Source organism: Vibrio tubiashii, assembly GCF_028551255.1.
GTDB classification, from domain to species: Bacteria; Pseudomonadota; Gammaproteobacteria; order Enterobacterales; family Vibrionaceae; genus Vibrio; species Vibrio tubiashii_B.
This window is the reverse complement of the sequence record NZ_CP117030.1, coordinates 1574716-1599889: the sequence shown is the minus strand read 5'-3', so window position 1 is coordinate 1599889 and position 25174 is coordinate 1574716. Positions and strand designations below refer to the sequence as shown.

Annotated in this window: 15 protein-coding genes; 9 read left to right on the top strand and 6 right to left on the bottom strand. The window is 45.9% G+C overall.

The features are described 5' to 3' along the window. Nucleotides 1-2: 2 nt before the first annotated feature. The 4 genes from LYZ37_RS22685 to LYZ37_RS22670 form a co-directional block, all read right to left on the bottom strand. Nucleotides 3-875 (bottom strand): LysR family transcriptional regulator, encoded by an 873-nt coding sequence (locus tag LYZ37_RS22685; RefSeq protein WP_272787740.1) that lies wholly within the window; start codon nucleotides 873-875, stop codon nucleotides 3-5. A 44-nt stretch (nucleotides 876-919) separates the two neighbouring features. Continuing rightward, nucleotides 920-1210, bottom strand: coding sequence for a putative quinol monooxygenase (locus tag LYZ37_RS22680; RefSeq protein ID WP_272787739.1), 291 nt, complete (start codon nucleotides 1208-1210; stop codon nucleotides 920-922). A gap of 27 nt (nucleotides 1211-1237) precedes the next feature. Next, nucleotides 1238-1891 carry a nitroreductase family protein gene (locus LYZ37_RS22675; protein WP_272787738.1) on the bottom strand — a complete coding sequence of 218 codons (654 nt, stop codon included), beginning with the start codon at nucleotides 1889-1891 and terminating at the stop codon, nucleotides 1238-1240. Between the two features lie 305 nt (nucleotides 1892-2196). Next, on the bottom strand, nucleotides 2197-2616 hold the full coding sequence (locus LYZ37_RS22670) for a universal stress protein (RefSeq protein ID WP_069668695.1): 420 nt from the start codon (nucleotides 2614-2616) through the stop codon (nucleotides 2197-2199). Nucleotides 2617-2821: 205 nt separating this feature from the next. Between LYZ37_RS22670 and LYZ37_RS22665 the strand changes: the two genes are divergently transcribed. Further along, on the top strand, nucleotides 2822-4213 hold the full coding sequence (locus tag LYZ37_RS22665; RefSeq protein WP_272787737.1) for a glycoside hydrolase family 1 protein: 1392 nt from the start codon (nucleotides 2822-2824) through the stop codon (nucleotides 4211-4213). A gap of 29 nt (nucleotides 4214-4242) precedes the next feature. On the opposite strand, the gene LYZ37_RS22660 is transcribed toward LYZ37_RS22665, so the two are convergent. After that, nucleotides 4243-4848 (bottom strand): TetR/AcrR family transcriptional regulator, encoded by a 606-nt coding sequence (locus LYZ37_RS22660; RefSeq protein ID WP_171320317.1) that lies wholly within the window; start codon nucleotides 4846-4848, stop codon nucleotides 4243-4245. A 122-nt stretch (nucleotides 4849-4970) separates the two neighbouring features. Continuing rightward, on the bottom strand, nucleotides 4971-6062 hold the full coding sequence (locus LYZ37_RS22655) for an efflux RND transporter periplasmic adaptor subunit (RefSeq protein WP_272787736.1): 1092 nt from the start codon (nucleotides 6060-6062) through the stop codon (nucleotides 4971-4973). Between the two features lie 273 nt (nucleotides 6063-6335). On the opposite strand from LYZ37_RS22655, the gene LYZ37_RS22650 reads away from it, so the two are divergent. The 8 genes from LYZ37_RS22650 to LYZ37_RS22615 all read left to right on the top strand — a co-directional run bounded on the left by LYZ37_RS22650 (nucleotide 6336) and on the right by LYZ37_RS22615 (nucleotide 25067). Continuing rightward, complete coding sequence (locus tag LYZ37_RS22650) at nucleotides 6336-7061, top strand: IclR family transcriptional regulator (RefSeq protein WP_253649304.1); 726 nt, start codon at nucleotides 6336-6338, stop codon at nucleotides 7059-7061. 5 nt (nucleotides 7062-7066) lie between these two features. Continuing rightward, on the top strand, nucleotides 7067-7900 hold the full coding sequence (locus LYZ37_RS22645; protein ID WP_272787735.1) for an arginase: 834 nt from the start codon (nucleotides 7067-7069) through the stop codon (nucleotides 7898-7900). Nucleotides 7901-8415: 515 nt separating this feature from the next. Continuing rightward, nucleotides 8416-8949 carry a TRAP transporter small permease gene (locus tag LYZ37_RS22640; protein ID WP_272787734.1) on the top strand — a complete coding sequence of 178 codons (534 nt, stop codon included), beginning with the start codon at nucleotides 8416-8418 and terminating at the stop codon, nucleotides 8947-8949. Further along, entirely contained in the window at nucleotides 8946-10223 is a 1278-nt protein-coding gene (locus LYZ37_RS22635) for a TRAP transporter large permease (RefSeq protein WP_171320313.1), read from the top strand. Before LYZ37_RS22640 ends, LYZ37_RS22635 begins: the two co-directional genes overlap by 4 nt. 92 nt (nucleotides 10224-10315) lie before the next feature. Then, nucleotides 10316-11368 (top strand): TRAP transporter substrate-binding protein, encoded by a 1053-nt coding sequence (locus tag LYZ37_RS22630; RefSeq protein ID WP_272787733.1) that lies wholly within the window; start codon nucleotides 10316-10318, stop codon nucleotides 11366-11368. 533 nt (nucleotides 11369-11901) lie between these two features. Beyond that, nucleotides 11902-13794: a PhoX family protein gene (locus tag LYZ37_RS22625; protein ID WP_272787732.1), complete on the top strand. Its 1893-nt coding sequence runs from the start codon at nucleotides 11902-11904 to the stop codon at nucleotides 13792-13794. A 426-nt stretch (nucleotides 13795-14220) separates the two neighbouring features. Beyond that, nucleotides 14221-14379, top strand: coding sequence for a hypothetical protein (locus LYZ37_RS22620; RefSeq protein WP_272787731.1), 159 nt, complete (start codon nucleotides 14221-14223; stop codon nucleotides 14377-14379). Nucleotides 14380-14639: 260 nt separating this feature from the next. Then, nucleotides 14640-25067 (top strand): VCBS domain-containing protein, encoded by a 10428-nt coding sequence (locus LYZ37_RS22615; protein WP_272787730.1) that lies wholly within the window; start codon nucleotides 14640-14642, stop codon nucleotides 25065-25067. The last annotated feature ends 107 nt before the right edge of the window (nucleotides 25068-25174 follow it).

Genomic DNA, 25174 nt, shown 5'->3' with positions numbered 1-25174 from the left:
CATTATCTAAATTGGTGCAGGTTTTTAATCGCCTCAATCACCTTGTTTCCGGTCTCTGATAATGTGAGGCCGGAACGCCAGTTTACTTCAACACGGCGCGGGATCGCGCTTTGCTCAAAATCAGATTCTAGAGCGACGAGAGAGCCCGATTTAAGCTGTTGATGGAGATTATCAAGAGGCAAGAACGCAAATCCTTGGCCGTTTTCTAGCAATCGAATGAGTAGCGTTAGATCATTGATCACCGCATAGTCGGGGCTAAATCCTTCTCCCTCTTCTTCTCCAAGCTCTCCCCAAATCAACTCTTTAAACAGGCTTAAGTCGTCAACAGAGATAGGCTGAGATTGCGTTAGAGGCAGAGAAGGATGGCAGACCAAGCCTTCTTGATAGCAGCCCAGTTTGGCGTATTCCATGTCAGTTTGATGCAGCTGTCCTGATTCATGGCGGATGACGATATCTGTGTCGCCATTGTGCAGATCTTCGCTGAGTTCTTGAAACTCTGCTCGGTAAATCTCTAGGCACAAGTTAGGCAGTTGAAAAAGAGTAGTGATTGCCTTGGTTAACGGGGACTCAGGAATATAATGTTCAAGTCCGATGCGAATGGACGATGGCTCTCCTTGGCTAAGTGCTGTTGCTCGATGGTTGAGTTTATCAAGTTGTGCAAGAGTATGAGTTAGGGAAGGGAGTAGTTGTTCACCTTGAGCACTTAGGGTGCTTTTGTTGCCTGTTCGATCGAAAAAGCTGACACCTAAATCAATCTCAAGGTCAGAAATCCACTGACTGACCTGAGATTGTTTTTTACCTAACTTGCGCGCCGCAGCGGATATCGAACCCAGCTCGATGGCAAGCAATAGTGCTTTGAGGTGAGTGACATTCATAAGGCGGAGCTCCAGTTGGAAAAAACACCGCCTATTATCCTCGATTACGCAATGTGCGTCATCTTGTTGAGAGTAAAACTCTCGATTGAGCCCTCTACCGCTGCTGAGTATGCCGCAATATGCTCGCTTGCCAAGTGTTGATCAAGCGCGGCTTCTGACTCCCAGTTCTCGTGGAATACAAAGTGAGCTGGGTTTTGATTGTCTTGGTGCAAGTCATAGTTAATACAACCCTGCTCAACACGAGTCTTGTCGATTAACTTGATAAGCTCAGATTTTACTAGCTCTACTTGACCGTCTTTAGCAATGATATTGGCAATGATGGTTAACTTTGTCATGGTTGATGTCACTCTCTCAATTAGTTTTTAAAGTGTGGTGATTACGTCATCCATTGGAAGACGCGCTTTTGGCAAACCATGGTTATAGTCTTCACCTTCTTTGTGGTAACCCATAGCCAAAGCAAAATCACACACATAGCCGTCTAGCTCATCTTTGAAGACTTCTCCGATTAGCTCAGGGTCAACCCCTTCCATTGGAGTAGATGCAATACCCATACGCGCAAGAGTGTGCAGCGTGTTGCCCAAAGCAATATAGGTTTGAGCTTTAGTCCAGTTGCCGTTAAAGCCAGTTTCATCTGTATTTAGCTCAGCAAAACCATAAGCACCGTTTAGCATGTAACGCTCTGCTGGCAGGTGTCCAGAAGTTACTTCTGCATCGACAACTTTTGCGTATTGCTCTTTAGTAAAGTGCGGGTTATGAGCAAACAAAATAGTGTGTGATGCTTCTTTTGCATGCGGTTGGTTGAACTGGTGCATGTTGGCAAACGTGTTGTGGAAGCGCTGTTTGGCTTCATCACTCTCAAGTACGATGAATTTCCATGGCTGAGAGTTGATTGACGATGCAGATAAGCGGATAGCTTCTTTGATTACTTGCATATCTTCTGCAGAAATACGTTTTGTCGCATCGTATTTTTTCGCTGTGTAACGAGTGTTTAAGTCTTTGATGATTGGATGAGTCATGTTGGCTCCTAACTATCTAAAAATTACGAATTCAGTCGGGTTTGATGTTCGGTGCGTCAACAATTAACGTATGGCTGGAACATGCCCCAATTATCGAAAATCCGCTCTTGCTCATGTCGATGGGGCTAATTTAGTGCAGTTGGTGACAGAGAAAAATAGCCAATTGTTCCAATCACTATGGAATAAAACTTCCATAATAAAAGGGTCAGCATGTGGAACTGGCTTCGGAGTGAAGGAGATACTAAAAGAAATGGCGAGAGCGTTATCATCTCGCCATAAAAGTAGATTGTTGTGATCCCCTCTTTCTAAAGAGGCACAACCAGAATATCAACCGGTGACTTATCGACGATATGCTTAGAGTAAGAGACAATTTTGCTCCAAAAATCATGGTGATGACCACAGATTAATAAATCGACATTGTTGTCTTCTATGGTGTTTTTGAGCTTGTCAGCCAGTTCGCCAGTGCCCACAAATATTTGTCTGATTGAAAGCGGACTGTACTCTTCAAAAGCGATAATTTGTTCGATGGCACGCTCACCTAAGGGTTGTTGATCGGGGCTATCTTTTAAATCGACTAACTCTGGATAAATTTCACCATGTGAGCCATCAATATGGATAAAAGAGATTTGCGCGTCGGTTAATTTTGCCAAGTAAACGGCCCTGTCAATAAGAGCTTTAGTCTCTTCCTCAAGCTCAAGGGCAACAAGAATATGTCGGTAGTTCATAATCGTGTCCTCTTATTGAATATCCTACAATAAGCATAATATTTGTCCTGAATGAATATTGTCGTAAAGGTCTCGAAATGACGAAAATTATCCACTGTAAATTCGGCAAAAATAGGAAATAACAGCTAATCAATCAGACCTCATTTGTTCCTAGTTTCAGATCTACAATGATTTGCAGATGTTAATGCTGATTTAGGAATCGTTCATGACTACATTTCCCAACCACTTCCTCTGGGGTGGCGCCATCGCTGCCAATCAAGTTGAAGGATCTTTTAATCAAGATAACAAAGGCTTATCAACATCAGATATGTTGCCAAATGGCATCTTAAGCCCTCATCAAACCCGCGAACAGCGAACCGATGGCATTAAGGATTTGGCGATCGATTTCTACAATCGTTACCCTGAAGATATCGCCTTATTTAATGATATGGGCTTTAACTGTTTGCGCCTTTCAATTGCGTGGACACGTATCTTTCCCAATGGTGACGAGCTTGAGCCTAATGAGGAAGGTTTAGCCTACTACGACAAGATTTTCGATGAGCTGGCAAAATACGATATCCAGCCATTTGTCACCTTGTCTCACTATGAAATGCCTTATGCTTTGGTGGAAAATTATGGTGGTTGGGCGAGCCGCGAGTTGATAACTTTCTTTGAGCGTTACGCCAGCACGGTATTTGAACGTTACAAAGATAAAGTCAAGCTGTGGCTAACGTTCAATGAAATCAATATGTCGTTGCATGCTCCGTTTACTGGTGTCGGGCTCGAAGAAGATGCCTCAGAGCAAGCGATCTATCAGGCTATTCATCATCAATTAGTTGCGAATGCTAAAGCGGTTAAACTGTGTCACCAAATCATACCTGATGGAAAAATTGGTAACATGCTACTAGGGGCGCTCAACTATCCGTACACCTGTAATCCTGACGATGTGATTGCAGCGATGCACGAAAACAATAAGTGGCTGTTCTTTGGCGATGTGCAAACCCGAGGCAAGTACCCTGGCTACATGCTGCGTTACTTCCGTGAGCAAAAGATAGAAATTGTAATGGAACCGGGTGACCTAGAAGAGCTAGCGAGTGCAAGTGTCGACTTTATCTCATTTAGTTACTACGCAAGTGGCTGTGCGAGCGCCGATCCTAAGCAAAAAGAGGTGGGCAACATTGTTGATAGCGTGCCAAATCCATACCTCGAAAAGAGTCAATGGGGTTGGTTAATTGATCCAAAAGGTCTGCGGATTCTGCTCAATTTCCTTCATGATCGTTACCAAAAGCCACTCTTTATCGTTGAAAACGGCCTAGGTGCTCGCGATGAAGTTGATGAAAATGGCGAAATTATCGATGACTATCGTATCGCTTATTTGAATGATCACCTTGTTCAGGCAAGGGAAGCGGTGCTTGATGGAGTCGATCTGATGGGCTTTACCAGTTGGGGGCCGATCGATCTTGTGGCAAATTCAACCGCAGAAATGAGTAAGCGCTACGGATACATCTACGTTGATCGTCACGATGATGGAAGCGGAACGCTAGCGCGAAAACCTAAGAAAAGTTACTACTGGTATAAAGGAGTGATCGCTTCTAACGGTGGTTCGCTTGAAGTCTAGTGGTATTAAAAAGGAGCCTGTTGGCTCCTTTACTTTATGCCTTGGCAGCCAAGAAAGAAGTCTATTGCAGACTCTAGGTTAGCTTGACGTTCGGTTGCGTCGTTCGGAGCCATACCGAGGAAGACGGGGAAGAAGGTTCTCCCTTTAACTAACGCCCAAAGGTTAGTAGCCAGTTCTGATGTGTTTTGCGGCGGTAAAGCGCCGTGACGGATTGCTTCTTCAAGCCAAGTCTCCATCGGGCAAGCTTTAATACTCTCGACCTCATTGAGATGGCATTTCCCCTGACACATGGCTTCAATAGTAATAGCAACAAGTAGACGTCGCTTTTCACACTGCATGACATGTTCAAGTTGCTGGGTAAAAATGTCGATCAGTTGTTGGCGAATACCGATAGCTGGATTGAAATCAGGTAAAGCATGATTGAGCTTCTCCTCTTCCATGATGTACTCAACAACGGCTTTATACAGGTTCTCTTTAGAGCCGAAATGAGAGTAGACAGTCGGCTTTGTTGAATTCGCTTTCTTTGCAATGAGTTCTAACGAGGCGCCTTGTACGCCCATTTCCTTGTAGCACTCAATCGCAGCCAAAATGATACTGAGCTTGGTTCTCTCGCTGCGCTGGTTTCGTTTATCCATACCTTTATCCGTACAGGATGGGGAAAGATGCAAAGCTACCATAAATAATCATGCCTTCTATCACTAAAATAGCTTATTGAGAGTTTTTTCATCTTTTATCGACTTGTTTGCTGCTTTTACCATCAAGATTGGCGATTGAGTATCTCATTAAGCTGATTAACGAGGTTAACCATTGGGTCGATTTTCTTACCGACCAGCTCAGGGGCTTCTGGGGTAGTCAGCACGAAGTCATTGGCTTCCAATCCCGATTTGATCGGTACATAACCCGTGTAGCTCTCTTTGATTTTTGCGATTGTCACCTGCTTTGGCCTTACTATACGTTTATCATCCAAGACAAACAGGGTTGGAATCCCATCATTAGTATGAATAGAGGAGGCAGGGACAAATAGCTGAGGCTCTTGTTGAGGGCTGTTCAAATAGAAAGCGGTCTTTGAGCCGATCAAATGTTCGCCATTTTGGTTGTCGAAAACCGCATAAGCGCTGAGTTCTTGGCTCTGGTTAGCGAGCTTCGAATCAACATAGCGCAACTTGCCATCAATATAATCGCCTTCCTGACTGACAACGGAAGCCTGTAAGCGGTCAGGGTAGTTGTTTAGCACCTTGCGAAAGACGTTCAGTACCTGAGGAGACGCGGTAAAGTGCAGCTCTACGGTATCGGTCGCCACTAATTCAGTGATCAGCTCACCTTCATTCACGTAATTGCCTGCATTCAAATGGAATTGGCCCAGTGTGCCTGAGAATGGCGCGTACATGGTGGTCGCTTCATGATCTTGCTGGGCGATCAGTAAGTTATTTCTGGTTGCCTCCACCGCACTGACTGCACTTTCAAACCTAGGGTCATCTTCACTAGTGGTACGAGTAAGCTCGATGATGTTTCGAGTTGCCATTTGATATTCGTTTTGAGCAGTCTTTACTGCGAGAGCGGCTAAGGTGGCATCGAAGTCGAGCAATGGCTGACCTTTTTCAACGTAATCGCCATCTTGGACATAAATGTTGGCAATTTTTCCGCTGTTTTCCGCCAGAATCTGTGTGTACTTGGAAGGTTTAAATTCGCCTTCCAACGCGATCAATTTAGTTGCTTTTCGTTCAATAGGTAATTGAACCATGTAAGCGGTCGAGTTAGCTGACGATTTTGCTTGAGAAAGTTGGCAGCTGAAAAACAGTGTTGGAGCAAGTGTTAGGGTAAGGCCAAATGAAAGGGCGAGCTTGTTCATATCTGTCCCTGATTCGTTGTTTTATTTATATGATTTATCAAACTTTATAATTGGTTCGATATTTTTATGATTTGAAGGATATTTTAACTTTACCGTTAAGTAAAGTTTTGTCTCGAATGATGTCAGTTTTCTTCGCAGCAAGAGACAAGTACAGAGCTTAATTATTCTCACTTGTTGAGAATTGAAGGTTATTTTTACTTACTCATTCCTACAGAGTAAGAATACAATTTGATCATGACCTGAATGTGGCGATACAACAATAGCGTGAACTCAATGAAGCAAAATAGTGGGCAAGTAAACGAAAAGGTTCTTCAGCTACTTATGCAAGTTGCGGTAAATGATGAACCCGTGACAGCGAAACAACTTAGTGAGCAGTTAGGTACGCCTATTAGTAGCCTATACCGACATCTAAAACTACTGCGAGAATGGAACTTGATCGAAGAGAGTCCAAATGACAAAACCTTGATCATAGGTCCAGCTGCGTTGCTGCTTATGCGTAGTTACGAAACCAGTCAGCATGACTTAGATACTGTTGATTCAGTGCTCAATCGTTTGCAAAAACAGACCAATGAAATGGCGGCATACATGGTGCCGGTTGGTTATCGAGCACTTTGTGTCAGTCGTAAAGAGAGTATGCAGGCGCTTCGCTGCAGCTACGTCCAGGGTCAAAGTCAACCCCTGCTGCGAGGCGCCTCATCGAAAGTGATGTTGGCGTATATGCCCGCAGCGAGATGCGAAAAGATCCTGCGTTACTTTGGTCAACAAGAGCGCTTGGAAGAGTGGCAACAAGAGCTTGAGCAGATCCGTAACCAAGGTTATGCGCTAAGTACCTCTGAAATTGACTCTGGCGTTTCTGGGATCAGTGCGCCAGTGATGAAAGGTTCTAAGCTAGTGGGGGCCATTTCGGTGATGGCGCCCGCGCATAGAGTTCAAATGAATCAACAGAAGATTATTCTTCACGTTCTTCAAGCAGCGAGGGCATTGCCCCCAGAAAGGTAATAGGTATGTTCGGGCTATTTCGACGCAATAAAACGCAAAGTGTTACAGGTGTTTTGTCCCATCGTTTGGTATTGCTGAGCGTCAGTGAGCGCTTGAAACCGATGAAACAAGTGGATTTCGAAATGGCCGATCAAAGCTTAGAAGAGATGTACGATTGGGTCTCTGAGCTAGAAGGGCACTGTTGGATAAACGGTGGTCATTACAACCTTGAGGCACAACCCGTCGGCAAGTATCAACTTCATTTAAGTCGTTTTCTTGGCTCTGAAGCACTGCCCATTGTGTTAACGAACCACAGTGAAACGGTGCTGCACACCTTACCTCTTATCCACTCGCCTCGGCGTGAGCTTGGCATCATACATATTGGTCGGCAATTTGAGCTCAAAGCCTCTCTTGAACCAGACCAAGGGAGCGCTTTTCATTTCGCGTTATCTCGTTATAACGAATGTCGCCTGTTCTGTTTGGGCATCGATCAAGCAAGCCAAGATGAAAGGACGTGGGAGTATGCCGAAGATCTCGGCTGTGACTGGATGACATTGGCAGAATGCAGCTTCAGTTACCGATTGCAGGTCAAACAGCAGCTAGCCAATTATTTAGCTCACTGTGATGATGTTATCGTCAATATTGATCTCTCTTGTCTCTATCCGGTATCGCGTTTAGAGAGAGGCTCGGCACTGGATGTTCAAATGGTCAATCGAATGATCCGCCAGCTGTTGATTTCCGGTAAGGTTCGTCAGGTGCAGTTGGTTGGCTATAAAGACAAACACCTCTATTCAAAGCAAACCCAAAGTATTCTGCATGAGTTAACTCAGATGTTCCCATCGAATAATCGAGCAGCTTGATGTTACTTTCTAACATCTGGTAGGTGTTCAATGTCGTGTAGGGTTTTTCGCCGACATTGAACCCAACATATTCCGCTTTTCTTGCACCGAATCACTCTGTGAAACTTACAGAGCTAACCTCATCTATTCCTCTTAATGCCTTGATTTATAGGGTGTGACGGAATTCACTTTTTTATCATAAAGTCCTTACTCTTTGTGTCGTGTTACTTTTCTCAGTTTTATTAACACCTTTGTAACTAAGTCGTTGATATGACATATCTCGCGCCATGTTACTTTTTAACTGCTCCGAAAACTGCAATTCTGCGCCATTAAAATATAATCCAATAAAAACAGTAATTTAAATAAATTTCCATCACTCAATGTTAGAAACTATCACACAAAGTTAAAATTGTGAACGTGGCCACTTCACCCTTAAAACCTTATCGGTATGGTTAATTTATCCGCACTAGAGTGAGCAAATTGGATGTGGATGCGCCTCCAAGGAAAGCAGTCAAAAAAGGAAGGACATCGGGATTATGGCATTACCGAATAACATCATTACAACAACCAAGAATCGGCTCAATAAGGCCAACCAGTTTGCGGTAGGCATACTGACGGTCTTATTGATATTGGATGTTTGGTTGGGAGTATTAGATCGATACATACTCAAACTGCAACTGGTTTGGGTGGAAGAACTGGCACGCTACATCATGATATGGGCAATCTTAATGGCAGTGCCATGCTGTACTGCTGGAAGAGAGCATATGGGACTGGAGTTTGTTACTCGACGATTCCCTCAAACCATCCAACAAATTATCAAGATTTGTGTTGGTGCACTGACATTTAGCTTCTTCGGTTACATCGCCTACTTGGGGTACACCTTTGCAGAAAAAGGGGCTAACCAACTCTCTACCGTGTTTTCTATGCCAATGGCGTATGCCTATGCTGCTATTCCCGTCACTTTTGCTCTGTCTAGCTTTCAAGCCTTTTTGGTTTGGCTAGAGGATATCTACGCACTGAGGTTGCATTTGGCGGCTGAGAAATTTGATATGCAAGGAGAGCAGCTATGATTGTCGGCATTGTATTTTTGTTGTTGATGCTAATCGGGGCACCGATAGCTATTGCCTTAGGTGTCGCAGGTATCACTGGCATGTACGATATGGGCGGGGCGCATTTTGCCTCTCTGGCTCCCAGTAAGATCTTTAATGGATTGAATATCTTCCCGTTTTTGGCGATGCCGTTTTTCATCCTCGCTGGCGAGATCATGAACCACACAGGCATAACGAATCGACTGGTTTATCTGTCAGAAGCGCTAGTTGGCCATTTTCGCGGCGGTCTTGCACATTCCAACATGGTTGCTTCGGTATTCTTCTCTGGTATCACTGGCTCGGCGACGGCTGATGCTGCAGCCTTCGGTCGAACCTTGGTTCCGGCGATGGTTAAGCAAGGTTATTCAAAAGACTATGCCTGCGCTGTAACAGCCGCTGGTTCAATCATAGGTCCAACTATTCCCCCGTCGGGTCTGATGGTGGTCTATGGCTCACTGATGGGCGTCTCAATTGGTGGTCTGTTCGCGACAGGTATTTTACCGGGCATCTTAGTGTGTTTGGTTTGTATGGCAATCATTGGCGCAATGGGTAAGCGTAAAAATCTGCCTAAGATGAGCCAAAAAGCGTCTTTGGCGGAAGTGTTGGATCATTTCAAAAACTCAGCACTTGCTCTGCTGATGCCATTGATCATTCTTGGCGGCATTGTGTTTGGCATTGTTACGCCGACAGAAGCAGCATCCATTGCTGTGGCCTATGCGCTGATCATTGGTACATTTATCTACCGCAATCTAACGCTAGATGCGCTGTTTCAGATGGTTATTCGTACCGCGCAGATTTCAGCGGTGATTTACCTGATTATCGGTTCAGCATCGATACTTGGCTGGTGGTTGAGCTTTAACCAAATTCCACAAATGATCGCGGATATGTTTATCTCGTTGTCAGATAACCCACACGTTATCTTGGCACTGATTATCGCTCTGCTGCTAACGGTCGGTATGATCATGGATATCAATGTCATGTTGATCATCCTTGCTCCTATCCTAGTGCCATTAACGATGGAAATCGGTATGGACCCACTGCACGCAGGCATAGTCTTCATTCTTGCTCTCAACATCTCATTGATGACACCACCGATCGGTGCCTGTTTGTTTGTCCTCTCATCAGTGACTGGAGCGAAGATAGAAGGCATATCGAAAGAGCTAATGCCATTCCTTATCGGGCAGTTATTACTCTTGTTTGCTATCGCATTTTTCCCTGACATTGTGTTGTTTATCCCGCGTTTACTGGGCTACTGACACTAAAACCTAACCCCTTCAACCCTACAAACCCTGGCTAGCGCGGGAGCCTAGTCAGGTAATAACTAAAATTCATACATAATGGAGTTATTATGAAAAAGCTAACCAAATCATTGATTGCTACTGCTCTGGCTACGAGCTTATTGGCTGCCCCTTTTGCCATGGCTGAGAAAGTGCTGCGTATTGGTCATGACAACAAAGCCGATATCATGGAAAACCCGGCGCATGCGTTTACTGGTGTGTTTAAGAACATTGTTGAAACGGCGACTAATGGTGAGATTAAAGTTCAAGTATTCCCAAGTAATCAGCTAGGTACTGCGAAAGAACATATCCAGATGGTACGTGATGGACAACTTCAAGGAACGCTGTCTCCAGTTGGACCATTAGCGGGTTATTACCCAAGAATTGGTGTTTTGGATGTGCCATTTGCGTTTGACAACAATGCCTCTACCTATGAAGTCCTCGATGGCAAGTTCGGGCAAGCACTGGCTTCTGACATTGAGTCAGAACTAAAAGATGTCAAAATCCTCGGTTTCCCTGACACAGGCGGTTTCTTCTCAGTAACTAACTCTAAGCGTGCCATCGAAGATCTTGAAGATTTTAAAGGTCTGCGTATTCGTACAATGACTCTGCCAACGCACCAGAAAATCATTCAGTCTTTGGGCGCTGAAGCATATCCACTGTCTTGGGGTGAGGTTTACTCATCACTGCAAACTGGGGTTATCGACGGTCAGATGAACCCAGTACCCACGGTCTCTTTTGCTAAATTCAATGAAGTTCAAAAGTATCTGACGCTGACGAACCATCTATTCGCACCTTACACCTTCATGGTCAACAAAAGCTTTTACGATAGTCTGACGGAAGATGAGAAGAAGATTGTCTCTGATGCGGTTGAGATTGCATTGAGTGCAAACCGTGGTCTGTCGCGCTTGATTGAAGCATCGAGTGACCGTGGACTAGAAGGGTTGAAAAAGCGTATGAAGGTCAACTCTTTGACTGCAGAGCAGCGTGAATCGATGCGAAAAGCAACGCAACCTGGTGTGATTGCTTACGTCAAAGAGACCCATGGAGAGAAAGGAACAGAACTGCTAAATCTCTTCCTTGAAGAAGTAGACAAAGCGAATCACTCGACATATTTGAAATAGGCTTTCTCCATCCATTTGCCCCAACGTTGGTTGGGGCTTTTTTGTTTTAGCGGCGGGCAAGACTTAATGATGAACTTTTGCTGGCCGCTAGAAACGCAAAAGCTGGCGGTTAAGCCAGCTTAGTTGGGTGTTAGCACATTAAGATTTGTTCGCGTCTTTGTTCGACTCTTTCCAGTACTGAATACGTACGCGATGCAATTGTGCTCTTCTCATTTTCTTCATGATAATCCCTCACTTAGAAACAATGCAGCTCGTCATTGAGCTTATGTGAATGTAGTTCCTCATGAACAGGGATTAATTTAGACGCCAATTTCGAAAAGATCTAGGCTTTTGATCACATTTTTTTGTATGTACGCCATACCTTATTAGTTAAAAGTGAACCATAGCGCAGTTTAATAAGTTTGAAATGTAACTGATGGCTGAGTGTCGTTTTTAATTAATCAATACTAAACAATAAGTTAACCAAAGTGTCATTTTTCATGTCTACGATTGGCTCGCATTTATAAAAATATTACTCAAGCAAGGAGTCAGCAATGCGTTCGGTTTCAGACAAGAAGTGCGACAATCAGGATTCTGAATTCAGTCAAATGATCGATGCACGTCTATCTCGTCGTCGATTTTTAGCGGGAACAGCAGCAGTAAGTGCGAGTGCTTTTCTTTCACTTAACCCAATTACTAAAGCTTTTGCAGCGAAAAATGACAGCCCGCTGCTTAACTTTGAAGCAGTGCCAGCTTCAACAGCCGATGCCTTTATCGTGCCTAAAGGCTATAAAGCGACGCCACTCCTTTCTTGGGGTGATCCAATTTTCGCAGACGCTCCAGAATTTGACCCAAGCGGTAAGCAAGACTCGAAAGCACAATTGCGCCAGTTTGGAGATAACACAGATGGGATGAGCTTCTACCCAATCAGTGAAAACCGCGCTGTGATTGCCGTAAACAACGAATACACTAATTATGATTTGTTGTTTGACCACGGTGGTAGCGCTATGACCGCAGATGATGTGCTAAAAGCGCAAGCAGCACACGGTGTAACCGTATTTGAAATCGTTAAGTCAGGCGACCAATGGAAGCTAGATAAAAACGGTCAGCGTAACCGCCGTATTACTGCGAATACAGAAATGCAGCTGACAGGCCCGGCCGCAGGTCATGACTTGATGAAAACCAAACTCGATCCATCAGGTATGAAGCCACTAGGTACGTTCAACAACTGTGCAAACGGTCAAACGCCTTGGGGTACTTACCTGACTTGTGAAGAGAACTTCAACGGTTACTTTGGTACTAGTGGTAGCGCAGAAGTGTCAGCTGATCACAAACGCTATGGTGTCAGAGCAGCTAAGAGCAAATATCAATGGCACGACACTGATGAGCGATTTGATGTTGCTAAGCATCCAAATGAACCACACCGTTTTGGCTGGGTGGTTGAAATCGACCCTAACGACCCAAGCTCAACGCCACTTAAGCGTACTGCATTAGGTCGCTTTAAGCATGAAAATGCTGCCCTGCTAATCAACGACAACGGACATGTTGTGGTGTATTTAGGTGATGATGAGCGTGGCGAGCACCTGTACAAGTTTGTGTCTAAGAATAAATACCAACCAGGTAACGACAAAGCAAATCGCGATCTGCTCGAAGAAGGTACGCTGTATGTGGCTAAGTTCGAAATGGATGACAAAGAGCTTAAGGGTAAAGGCCAGTGGCTAGAGCTGACGCATGGTAAAAATGGCTTAACCAAAGAGAACGGTTTTAAAGATCAAGCGGAAGTGATGATCTTTGCTCGCCGCGCAGCCACGCACGTTGGTGCAACAACAATGGATCGCCCAGAGTGGGTTGCGGTTCACCCAGATAACAAACACGTATTCTGTACCTTGACCAACAATAAGCATCGCGGCGTAAAAGAAGGTCAGCCTGTTGGTGGCCCTAACCCACGTAAAGAAAACCATTACGGCCAGATTGTGCGTTGGGTACCACAAAATGGTGACCATACAAGTGATGGCTTTGAGTGGGATCTGTACCTGATTGCGGGCAACCCTGAAGTGCATAAAGGTAACTTGTACGCAGGCAGTGATAACATCAACGCTGATAACATGTTTAACAGCCCAGATGGAATTGGTTTTGATGCGGCAGGACGCCTATGGATTCAGACTGATGGTAACTACTCGAACAAAGGTGACTTTGCTGGCCAAGGTAACAACCAGATGTTGTGTGGTGACCCAATGACAGGTGAAGTGCGCCGCTTCCTAACTGGCCCTGTTGCTTGTGAGATTACTGGACTTACCTTCTCAGCGGATAACAAAACCATGTTTGTTGGGGTTCAGCACCCAGGAGAAAGTGGCGCACCTTCGCACTTCCCTGCTGGTGGTAACAGTAAACCGCGCTCGACTATCATGGCGATTACGCGCGAAGATGGCGGTGTAATCGGCGCATAAGCGTTATTAAATGGTTGAGCCCCGAATGGCATCATTCGGGGGCTTTTTTGATCGTAACGCGAGGAATTTCGCTTGTCACCACCATCTCTACAGCACAAGATTGGATAATTATGCGCATGGAAGCATAAAATTTGTGATCTTATGTCGATATGGCACTAAATCTAGTTGCGACATTTGTACGGTATCACTATATTGAAAGGGTATCCCAATAACTTAAAGGTGTAGAGAACCGAGTAAACTCCCAGAGTTAATACGAATAAACTGAACGCAAAAAGAGACACAGGGCTTAACGAACCCGTCGTTAAGAGTGCATCGAAAAACGTATAAGAACTAAGTATTTTCAAAGGCCTTTTGCTTTATCCCTCTCAAGTAGTCGCATCTTCAAGTTATCGATACTGTTTTGATAACCAAGGAGGAGGTTTGGCTATGTTATCGTTATCACTCGGTTTAGTCGCTTTAGGCGTGTTCGTATTCTTCTTCTGCTGGGTCGTTCAGCACGGTCTACCTGTCTTGGGCATGAAGCTCGATGAAGATGATTTATTGCTGATTTCAGAGATGTCTGGCGAAGACGTGCTCGAAGCATAACGAAAAATATCACCAGTAAAAAAAGGAGCCCTCGGCTCCTTTTTTAATTTCTACTTTTTGTTCTCAATTTGATTGTCTATCTGACAACAACTTTCCAAGATCTCACAACTTTTGCCTAACTCATTAAAAAAGAGAGGCTTATTTTCTCGCGATATTAAGAAAAAATTTGGCTCGTAACTTGCGATACCTAGTGTCCATGCCTTGTTCCACTAACCAAACACTAGTGGCAGGACTTATTCAAGACGACTAAGGAGCCAGTTATGAAGCAATCACTTTCCTTTCCTGAAGGTGCGCAGATAGCGGTTGATAAAGATGGCAACGTTAGAGTGCTTCCTTTGGGGCTCCCACCGCAACCAGAAGAGATTGTCATAACACAGTCGGACTTAGATAGCCTTCCCGAGTTAAAAGATGCATTAGTTGATAGTTCAGAACTCCCCCTCGCTGTTGATTCTGATATCGACGAAATTACTCGTTTATTGGAACAAGGTGTGGACCCCACTTCGATTGATGACTTTGCTACCGCAGCAGGGGCGAACGAAGGAGCGAGTCTGACTGCGCAAGAGGGGATTGAACGTGACGGAACGGAGAAAATTGCCTCTACACTGTTTGAGACCTCAGCAGCACGTGAAGAAAGTGAACTGGACACGCCTTCCCTGTTTGATGATCCAAGTTTTCAGACTCGTAACCTTGCGCCGTTTGCCGCAATTGAGTCTCGTACTTATGCCGAAGAGTCGGGCTCTAACGCACTTTCTATTACGCTACCCTTTGATTTAGACGATGAGGCCTTAATCATAACTATTACAGGGCTGCCATCCCTAGGGCGCGTGACATTGGAAGATGGAACGCCAATCTTACTAGGCCAAGAGTTGGCGATAGAACAGCTTACTTCACTCCAATTTGAAGCCCCTGACGAAGTGGACAATGCAGGAGAGATTGCTGGTCTATTGGAATATACGGTCGATGATGGCGCGGGACTATTTAATAGTGTTCAACCTGGGTCAGTTCAGATCCTCCTTACGCCCATCAATGATGCGCCGATTGCCTTTGACAGTGAAGGTTCTGTCATCGAAAACCAAACTCTAGAAGGGCGTTTACCTGGCGGGGAAGATGTTGATGGTACGATCGTGTCCTATCAGTTATTGGCAAGCCCCGAACTGGGCAATGTCACGGTAAACACTGACGGTTCGTTCGTGTTTGAGACTGGAACTGATTTTGATTTCTTACCAGAAGGCGAGACCACTCAAGTCTCTTTCCTTTATTCCGTTACTGATGATGGTGGCCTAAATAGCCAACTGCAGAATGTGACGATAACGGTTACAGGCGTGAACGATGCCGCCGTGATTGCTGGCTTCGATTTTGGTGAGGTTATCGAAGATTCTCAAGGTGCAGAGCTTATCGACTCTGGTCAGCTAACAATTAGTGATGCCGATGGTGCGCAAGAAGAAGCGTTTGATATCAGCAGTGTCGAGCCTTCAACGGGTGTTCTTGGTCAGCTTGAGATTGATGAAACCGGCCGATGGCAATACAGAGTAAACAACGCGGATGTTCAATATTTAGGGGAAGGGGAAACCAAACAAGAGCTATTTACCGTCAGTTCGGCTGATGGCACGGAGCACACCGTGACGGTAACCATTATTGGTGTGAACGATGCGGCGGTGATTGCAGGCCAAGATACAGGCAGTGTTAAAGAAGATGAATCTACACCGCTTTTAACGGAATCTGGCACATTAACCATCAGTGATGTGGACGGTGCAGACGAAGAGCTGTTTGTACCGGAGTCTTTGACTGCTCCGGAAGATGCGATTGGTACACTGACTATTGATCAAAATGGTCAATGGAATTTCGAGTTGGATAATAGCTCAATCCAATATTTGGGCGAAGGGGAAACCATTACCCAGGTTTACACGGTTGAATCTATTGATGGCACTTCACACCCGATCACTATTCAAGTCATCGGAACCAATGACGCATCGGTAATTACGGGCGACGATGTCGGCACGGTAACTGAAGATGAGTCCACCCCACAGCTTATTGATACTGGCTCACTCCGCATTTCTGACGTGGATGGCGAAGATGAAGAACTTTTCGTAGCTGCCACAGGAATCACCAGTACAGGCGCTCTAGGTAACTTAGACATTACCCAAGACGGCGATTGGACCTACACGGTAGATAATGCTGATGTTCAATACTTAGCAGAGGGTGAAACTAAGGTTGAAACCTTTACTGTAGAGTCGCTCGATGGCACAGAGCATACCGTGACCGTCACCATTATGGGCGTCAACGACAGTGCAGAAATTGCCGGTGATGATATTGGGGCTGTCACCGAAGACGATGATACGCCACTGCTGACTGATTCTGGCACGCTAACCATTTCAGATGCCGATGACGGCGAAGCCGAATTTAAACCAAGCAGTGTGGTTGCCTCTGCAGGTGCTCTAGGGGCACTGACCATCGATGCGGCGGGCAACTGGGATTACCAAGTCGATAATGCTGACGTGCAATACCTTGGCGAGGGTGAAACTAAAGTAGAAACCTTTACTGTTGAATCCCTTGATGGCATGGAGCATACCATTACCGTCACCATTACCGGTGTCAATGACAGCGCTGTGATTGCAGGCGTTGATACCGGTGAAGTAACCGAAGATGACAGCACACCACTACTTACTGATTCAGGCACCTTAACCATTTCAGATGCCGATACAGGCGAAGCGGAATTTAAACCGACTAGCGTGGTTGCATCAGCAGGCGCTTTAGGGGCGTTAACCATCGATGAAACGGGCAATTGGGATTACGTCGTTGCCAATGATTCAGTGCAATATTTGGCTGAGGGCGAAACCAAAGTAGAAACCTTTACCGTTGAAACGCTCGATGGCACGCAGCACACCATTACCGTGACCATTACTGGTGTCAACGACAGCGCAGTGATCGCTGGCGTTGATACCGGCGAAGTAACGGAAGATGACAGTAACCCTCTACTGACTGACTCGGGTACCTTAACCATTTCGGATGCCGATACTGGTGAAGCGGAATTTAAACCAAGCAGCGTAGTCGCCTCTGCAGGTGCATTAGGTTCACTCACCATAGATGCTTCAGGTAACTGGGATTACCAAGTTGATAATGCCGATGTGCAATATTTGGCAGAAGGTGAAACCAAAGTCGAAACTTTCACAGTAGAATCGCTCGATGGCACTGAGCACACCATTACTGTGACTATCATTGGTGTTAACGACAGAGCCGAAATTGCCGGTGATGATGTAGGTGCGGTGACCGAAGATGATGATAATCCACTCCTTACTGATTCTGGCACCTTAACTATTTCAGATGCTGATAGCGGTGAAGCAGAATTTAAACCAAGCAGCGTGGTTGCTTCTACGGGCGCATTGGGTTCACTGACCATCGATGCTGCAGGCAACTGGGATTACCAAGTCGATAACGCTGACGTGCAATACCTTGGTGAAGGCGAAACCAAAGTCGAAACCTTCACCGTAGAATCGCTCGATGGTACCGAGCACACCATTACTGTGACTATCACTGGCGTCAACGATGCTGCAGTGATCTCAGGTGACGATGTTGGCACCGTAACCGAAGACGAGTCCGCCCCACAGCTGATTGATACTGGCTCACTGCGTATTTCAGATGTCGATGGCGCAGACGAAGAGATCTTTGTTGCTGCCACAGGCATCACCAGTGCAGGCGCTCTAGGTAGCTTAGATATTACTCAAGATGGCGATTGGACCTACACGGTGGACAATGCTGATGTTCAATACTTGGCAGAGGGTGAAACTAAGGCTGAAACCTTTATTGTTGAGTCGGTTGATGGCACAGAGCATACCGTAACCGTTACCATTGTCGGCACCAATGATATTCCTACTATGGTGGGAGATCTTACGGGTGAGGTGAAAGAGGAAACGACTCTACAAACCACAGGTACGCTCACTCCAGTCGATGTCGATAATGGTGCGACGCATACTTGGACATTAGTTGGTCAAACCGATTCGACTTACGGTTCAATATCAATCGATGACCAAATGGGTGAATGGACTTACACCCTTGATAATAATGCCGCACAACCATTGGCGGAAGGTCAAGAAGTACAAGAAACCTTTGTAGTGCAAGTGGATGATGGGCTAGGTGGATCATCGCAACAAAACATCGTCATTACCATTGAAGGGACCAACGATGACCCTGTGATCAGCGGTGACGATAGTGGTAATACCGTAGAGGATTTAATGCTGGTAGCGGATGGTTCACTGAGCGTTGAAGATAGTGACTTGACGGATAACCACACTTGGTCAATTCAAGGCAATGGCCAAGGCAGCTACGGCAGTATCACCATCAACCAAAATGGTGAGTGGGAATACACCCTCGATCCTAGTTTGACTCAGTCGTTTGAACACGGAGAGCTCTACGAAGAACAAACGTTCACGGCTATCGTTAACGATGGCAATGGCGGCACAGATACTTTTGAAATCGACATCGATATTCTCGGCCAAAATGATGCGCCGGATATTTCAGGTCGCTCAACTCGAACTATCTGGGAAGACGATGGTAGCGGCGTTCGAAGTGGTACTTTAAACACTGGCGACCCAGATGTGAATGAGGTACACATTTGGTCGATTGTTGGCGACCCCAATGGACAATTTGGTTCCCTGACTCTCGATCAAAACGGGGTGTGGACTTACACCTTAGACACCAATGCTACGCAAGCGGCCAACACCCAAGCACTCTCGCTCAATCAAAGCGTCAAAGAGTACTTTATGGTTCAAGTGGTTGATAAGCATAACCAAGTGGACACCCAACAAGTGGTTGTCACGGTTAAAGGTCGCAACGATGCACCAGAAATTGATGGTGTGCTAGTGGGTACGGTGACCGAAGATGATGCACTGCCAGTGACCACTTCAGGTCAACTGAATCACAATGATGTTGATGGATTGGATGACCATGTTTGGTCACTGCAAACCAATCAAGGCCAATATGGTTCGCTACAAATTGATGCCAATGGCGAATGGACTTACACCTTAACCAATGGTCACTCGGAGGTTCAAGCCTTGCTGCCAGGTGAAACATTGACTGAAACCTTCTTGGTTACAGTTACTGATGACACCAATGACAACAAATCTTGGAACAATGCATCCGACACTGAAACCATCACCATCACGATTGAAGGCAGTAATGACACACCAAGCATCACTGGTGGCACGACTGGTAGTGTGATTGAAGATACGCCAGCGAAAAGTAGCGCAACAGGCAAATTGTTAGCCATTGATATTGATACCAACGATGCGCATAGCTGGAAAGTGGTTGGGGAAGATATTAACGGTGAGGCGAGTGGCCTATATGGCATATTAACCGTCGATGATAACGGCCAATGGCTGTATCAACTCGACAGTACCCGTTGGAGTACCAAATCTATCCCACCGGGCACAACAGAAGTCGATACATTCGAAGTTGAAGTCACGGATATCAATGGCGCCACAGAAACTATCACGGTGGATATTTCGTTGGCTGGTGTTAACACCACACCTGATATCGTCCTTGGTGATACGCCTACGATTGTTGAAGATGATATGCCAAGTACCATTAGCGGCACCTTTGGTTCGGGCGATCCTGATGTTGGTGACTCAGCAGACTGGACTGTCATCTCAAATGGGACCTATGGCAACTTTGTGGTCGATGGGAATGGCGATTGGATTTACACCCTAAATAACAGCAAAAATCCAGTGAATCGACTTGATGAGGGCGACCTTCTGCAAGATACGGTGCAGATAAAAGTCGTCGACCGGTTTGGTGAAGTGTCGATCAAAAATTTCGTTATCGATATTGAAGGAAACAATGATGGGCCAAGTATTCAGGGGGATGTTGCCAAAACGATCCGAGAAGATACATCAAGCTTTAGTGGCCAATTGCAAGATGGTGATCCAGACGATCACGATACTCACTTATGGTCACCAAGCAATCTAGTCGGTAACTACGGCAGCTTTACCATGACCTCTAGCGGCTCATGGGTCTATTCACTTAACAATGTGCTTGAAGAGATCCAAGCGCTTAATCCAAACCAAACCTTGCAAGAAAACTTCACCGTTGAAGTGGTCGATAGCTATGGTGAAACCGACAGTCGTGATGTGGTGATCACCATTCGTGGTACCAACGATCTGCCAACCGTATCAGGTGATATTGCCGGTACCTTTGTCGAAGACCAAGCCTCTCCCGATATTACGGGTGTGATGATCTTGTCAGACATAGACGATGCCGACACATCAAGCTTTATTGCCAATAGTTACCAAGGTAATTTTGGTCAGTTTGATATTAACCAAGCGGGCGAGTGGAGCTTTACGGCTTACCGAGATTCATTGGATGCGATGAAGCGGGAAGAAGTAGTGTCAGAAGTCTTCACTGTGATTGCTCAAGATGATTTTGGCGGCGTAATCACCCAATACGTCACCATCAACATTGAAGGGACTAATGATGTGCCTGTCATCACTGGGGATAGCTCAGGTAGTGTGATTGAAGATGGTGCTAACTTTGGTGCGATCGATTTCAGCTCTACCAGTGGGCAGTTAACCTCTTCGGATGTCGACAAAGACAGCTCTGTGGTCAGTTGGGCGATTGAGAATGGTACTGATCCTGGTGACGCCGATTACGGTCAAGGCATCTACGGTACGTTAACTCTAGGTAACAATGGCCAATGGGTTTACCAGTTAAACAACAGCGACCCAGATACTCAAGCGCTCAACTTGGGTGATATCGCCCAAGAAACCTTTTATGTCTCTGCAACCGACAATGATGGTGGTGTCTCAGAGTGGCACCAGATCACCATTGATGTACATGGACAAAATGAGAGTGGCTTTGGTGGCGGAACGGGGCCGGGTACAAATTTAGGTACGATTAACACTACAGTCTTTGAAGACTTACAACCGACAAGCTCTGGAGCTATTGACCCTGCGTACGTCATTAGCCAGGTTTCCCCATTGTCAGGTGGAATATTTGGTGAACTTGATTTCACGTCGCCATCCAGCTGGGATTATCAGCTATTTAACAACAGCAATTTGGTGCAGGGGCTCGCTGAAGGGCAAATCATTACCGAAACGTGGAGCATTCAAACCACCAGTGGCGATCATTACAGCATGAATGTCTTGATCACAGGTACAAACGATGAACCAGTGATCACCTTTACCGACTCTTCTGCCACTGAACCTGCGCCGGGCGTCACTGTTCAAGTCGGTGAAGTGACCGATGAGGTTTCTCCGCAAGCATCCGGTGTACTTGGTGTCGATGATCCAGACAATGGCGACACGCATACTTGGGCGCTGGACCCAGCTACCCCAGCAGCAGGCACTTACGGCAACTTAACACTCGATGCAGACAGCGGTGAGTGGGTGTACGTTTTGGCCGATAACGCTGCGGTTAACGATCTTTCTCATGGAGAAACGGCCACTGAAACCTTTATCGTGACGGTTACCGATGGCGAGCTTGCGACTGATACCCGAACTATTACCTTACAAGTAACAGGTGTAGGTGAAGACGTACTGGTTGTGGACCCTGTGATTGAAACGCTCACCATGACAGAGGATATCGATGACCAAGATGGCAGTGATGACGGCATTTACACCGCTTCGGGATCGCTAGCCGCACCAACAGATCTTGGTGACAATCCAACCTGGACCTTAGTCGATGGCTTGGGCCAATACGGTAGTATCATCGTGGACGCGAGCGGTAACTGGGTTTACACCTTAAACAACAACAGTAATGCGGTTCAGTCACTACAAACCGGTGAAACGGTGCAAGATACCTTTACGCTTTATGTCGTCGATGAGCATGGTAAAACCGTTGTTGATGGTAGTGGCAAACCGCAGTTTATGGAATTTACTGTGGATGTTCAGGGGAGCAATGATGCACCAAACATTACTGGCGATTTGGCCGAGTCAACCAATGCCAATAATACCTCAACTCTTTCGGGTAACTTGCAGCCGGGCGATGTCGATACTAATGACAGTCACACGTGGACAGCAGTAAATCAGTCTGGAAACTTCGGTGTGTTTAGTTTGGCTGCAAATGGGCAATGGACCTATGACTTGGATGAGAGTTTAGATGTACTTATCGAACTCAATGGCCGAGACTCAGCGCCATTAACCGAAACCTTCACGGTGAAAGTGGTTGATAATCTTGGTTTAGAGTCTGAAAAAGACGTTGTGGTTACTATCAATGGCGTCAACGAAACCCCAACTATTAGTGGAGATGCTAATGCGTCATTGAGTGAAGATGGCGTCTTAACTCAAACCAAGCAGCTTATCGGTGAAGATGTTGATAGCGGCGACACAGTGACTTTTGGAGCCAAGTCGCTCAATGGTACTTATGGTCTGTTTATTATCGATGCGACCGGTGAGTGGAGCTACACCATTTATAATGATGAGCCACATCTGCAAGCATTAGCAAAAGATGAAGTGGTCACCGAGAGCTTTACTGTATTCGCTACGGATGACCTCGGTACAGAGGTCAGCCAAGTGGTCACGGTTTCTGTCACTGGTTCAAACGATGCTCCAATTTTGTCGGGGGATACGCAAGGTATTGTGCAAGAAGCGTCAGGCAGTAACGCGTCAGGTAAGCTGGTGGTCAGCGACGCTGATGTGGGAGATAGTGCAACCTTCTCTATCGTCTCGAATGGCAGCTTAGGCACGCTACAAGTGAACGCTTTAGGTGAGTGGACCTATGTGGTCGATGATACTGCTCCTGCGGTTAATGCGCTGGCAGTGGGTGAAAGCACTACAGATACTATTCAAGTCAAAGCGGTTGATAGTGAAAATGGCGAATCTAATATCGTAGACATCACTATCACCATTAACGGTACCAATGATGCGCCTAATATTGTTGCCATAGCGACTCAGGAAGTGACAGAAGACTCGCTGTTAACCCTTTCTGGTACGTTCGACAGTGGAGACCCAGATACCTCAGACCCTCACTCTTGGTCAGTGGTTAGCTCGGATGCAAGAGGCACATTGACGGTCAATCAAACCACTGGAGCGTGGGAGTTTGAACTTAATAATTCCCATGCTGATATCCAATCTTTAGCGGCAGGAGAGCTCCTAACTCTCAGCTACACCATCCAAGTTATGGATGAACTTAATGAAACGGATACTCAAGTCGTAGAGTTTGAAGTGACAGGTACGAATGGTGTGCCAAGTGTGGTTGTTGCAGACAGCACATTAACGGAAACTATCAATGCTGACAGTGCGATTACATCGGCAAGTGGCAGCATTGTTATAGACGATGAAGACACCAGTGATACGCACACCTTCGCCTTGACCGGAGATGTGCAAATGCTGACCAGTAGCTTTGGTGAAATGACGATTGACCGCACAACTGGTGTATGGAACTACGCACTAAATGCTGCTGCAGGACTGCTGCTTAAAGATGAGTTGGTGAGCGATACCTTCACGGTAACCATTGATGATCAAAATGGTAGCGCGATTACTCAAGTGTTAACCGTCAACATTCAAGGTACCGATGATGCGCCAGTAATTACTGGTTCGGCGACAGGTCAGGTTCAAGAAGATTACCTCAATCAAACCTCTGGGCAGCTTGCAGCGACAGACACCGAAACTGATGTTGGTGATCTTACTTGGCAATTGGTGAGCAACTCAGTCGGTCAGTACGGTACGTTGAGCTTTAACCCGTCAACTGGTGCATGGAACTATCAACTTAATCCAGGCTCAACCAATGACTTAGTCGCTAGTGCCACAGATACTGACGAGTTCACTGTACAAGTGTCGGATGGTGTTAAAACCACACAGCAAGTCATTACTATTACGGTTATTGGTAATGTGGCTCAACAAGGTGGTGTCGGCTATGACTTGCTGCAAGCGAGCAGCGCAGATGAATGGTTATGGGGCGGTCCTAATGACGGTTCTGATGTAGGGCAAGCAGACCGCTTCGCTTGGAGTGACTCTACGGTTGGTACATCAGCCCAGCCAGGTACCGATTACGTGAAAGACTTTGATGCTGGTGAAGACATCGTTGACCTATCTGGCTTCGTCAATGCTAACGATGTTTGGCAATCAGTCTCAGTAGCGCAGCAAGTGAGCATCGATGAGGTTGGAACTGATACACAAATTAGCTTGTTCGATAGCAATCAAAATTTGGTTCAAACCATTACTTTACAAGATGTATTAATTAGCGAACTGACCAGTGAAGATACTACCGGTATGACTCAAGCGGAGCTGCTGAGCACTTTAGTCAGCGAGCAAGCGATCACCCTCTCTCAAACCTACGGGCATGAAGGGGATGATACTTTAACCGGCAGCGCAAGTGATGACATCTTGTTAGGCGGACTAGGCGAAGATACCTTTGTGATGCTGAGTGGCAATGCAGGGAGTGCACTAAATCCAACCCAAGACACCTTGGCGGACTTCTCAGTCAGCGATGACATTATTGACCTATCAGACTTATTGCCTGATGCACCTAATATGAATGACTTGTTCGCTCATATCGATGCCAATGTGGCCGATGACATCAACGACCCTAACAACGATGCGTATACATTACTAGAAGTGACCGATGAAAACGGCGGGCAAACCAATATCAAGATCAATGATATGGGCTACAGCGAACTAGGCTTGGGTAGTGGTTCTAGCGATGATGCGATAGTGACTGCATTAGTCGAGCAACTTAAAGTCCTGCAAGTTGAGACTTAGAATGACGGTCGAACTTTGCTATCAATAAAGATAGTTAAGGGGGGAGCTATTAGCTCTCCCTCTTCGTTTTTGATCGTAAAATTCAATGTGAGAATGACATTTTCATT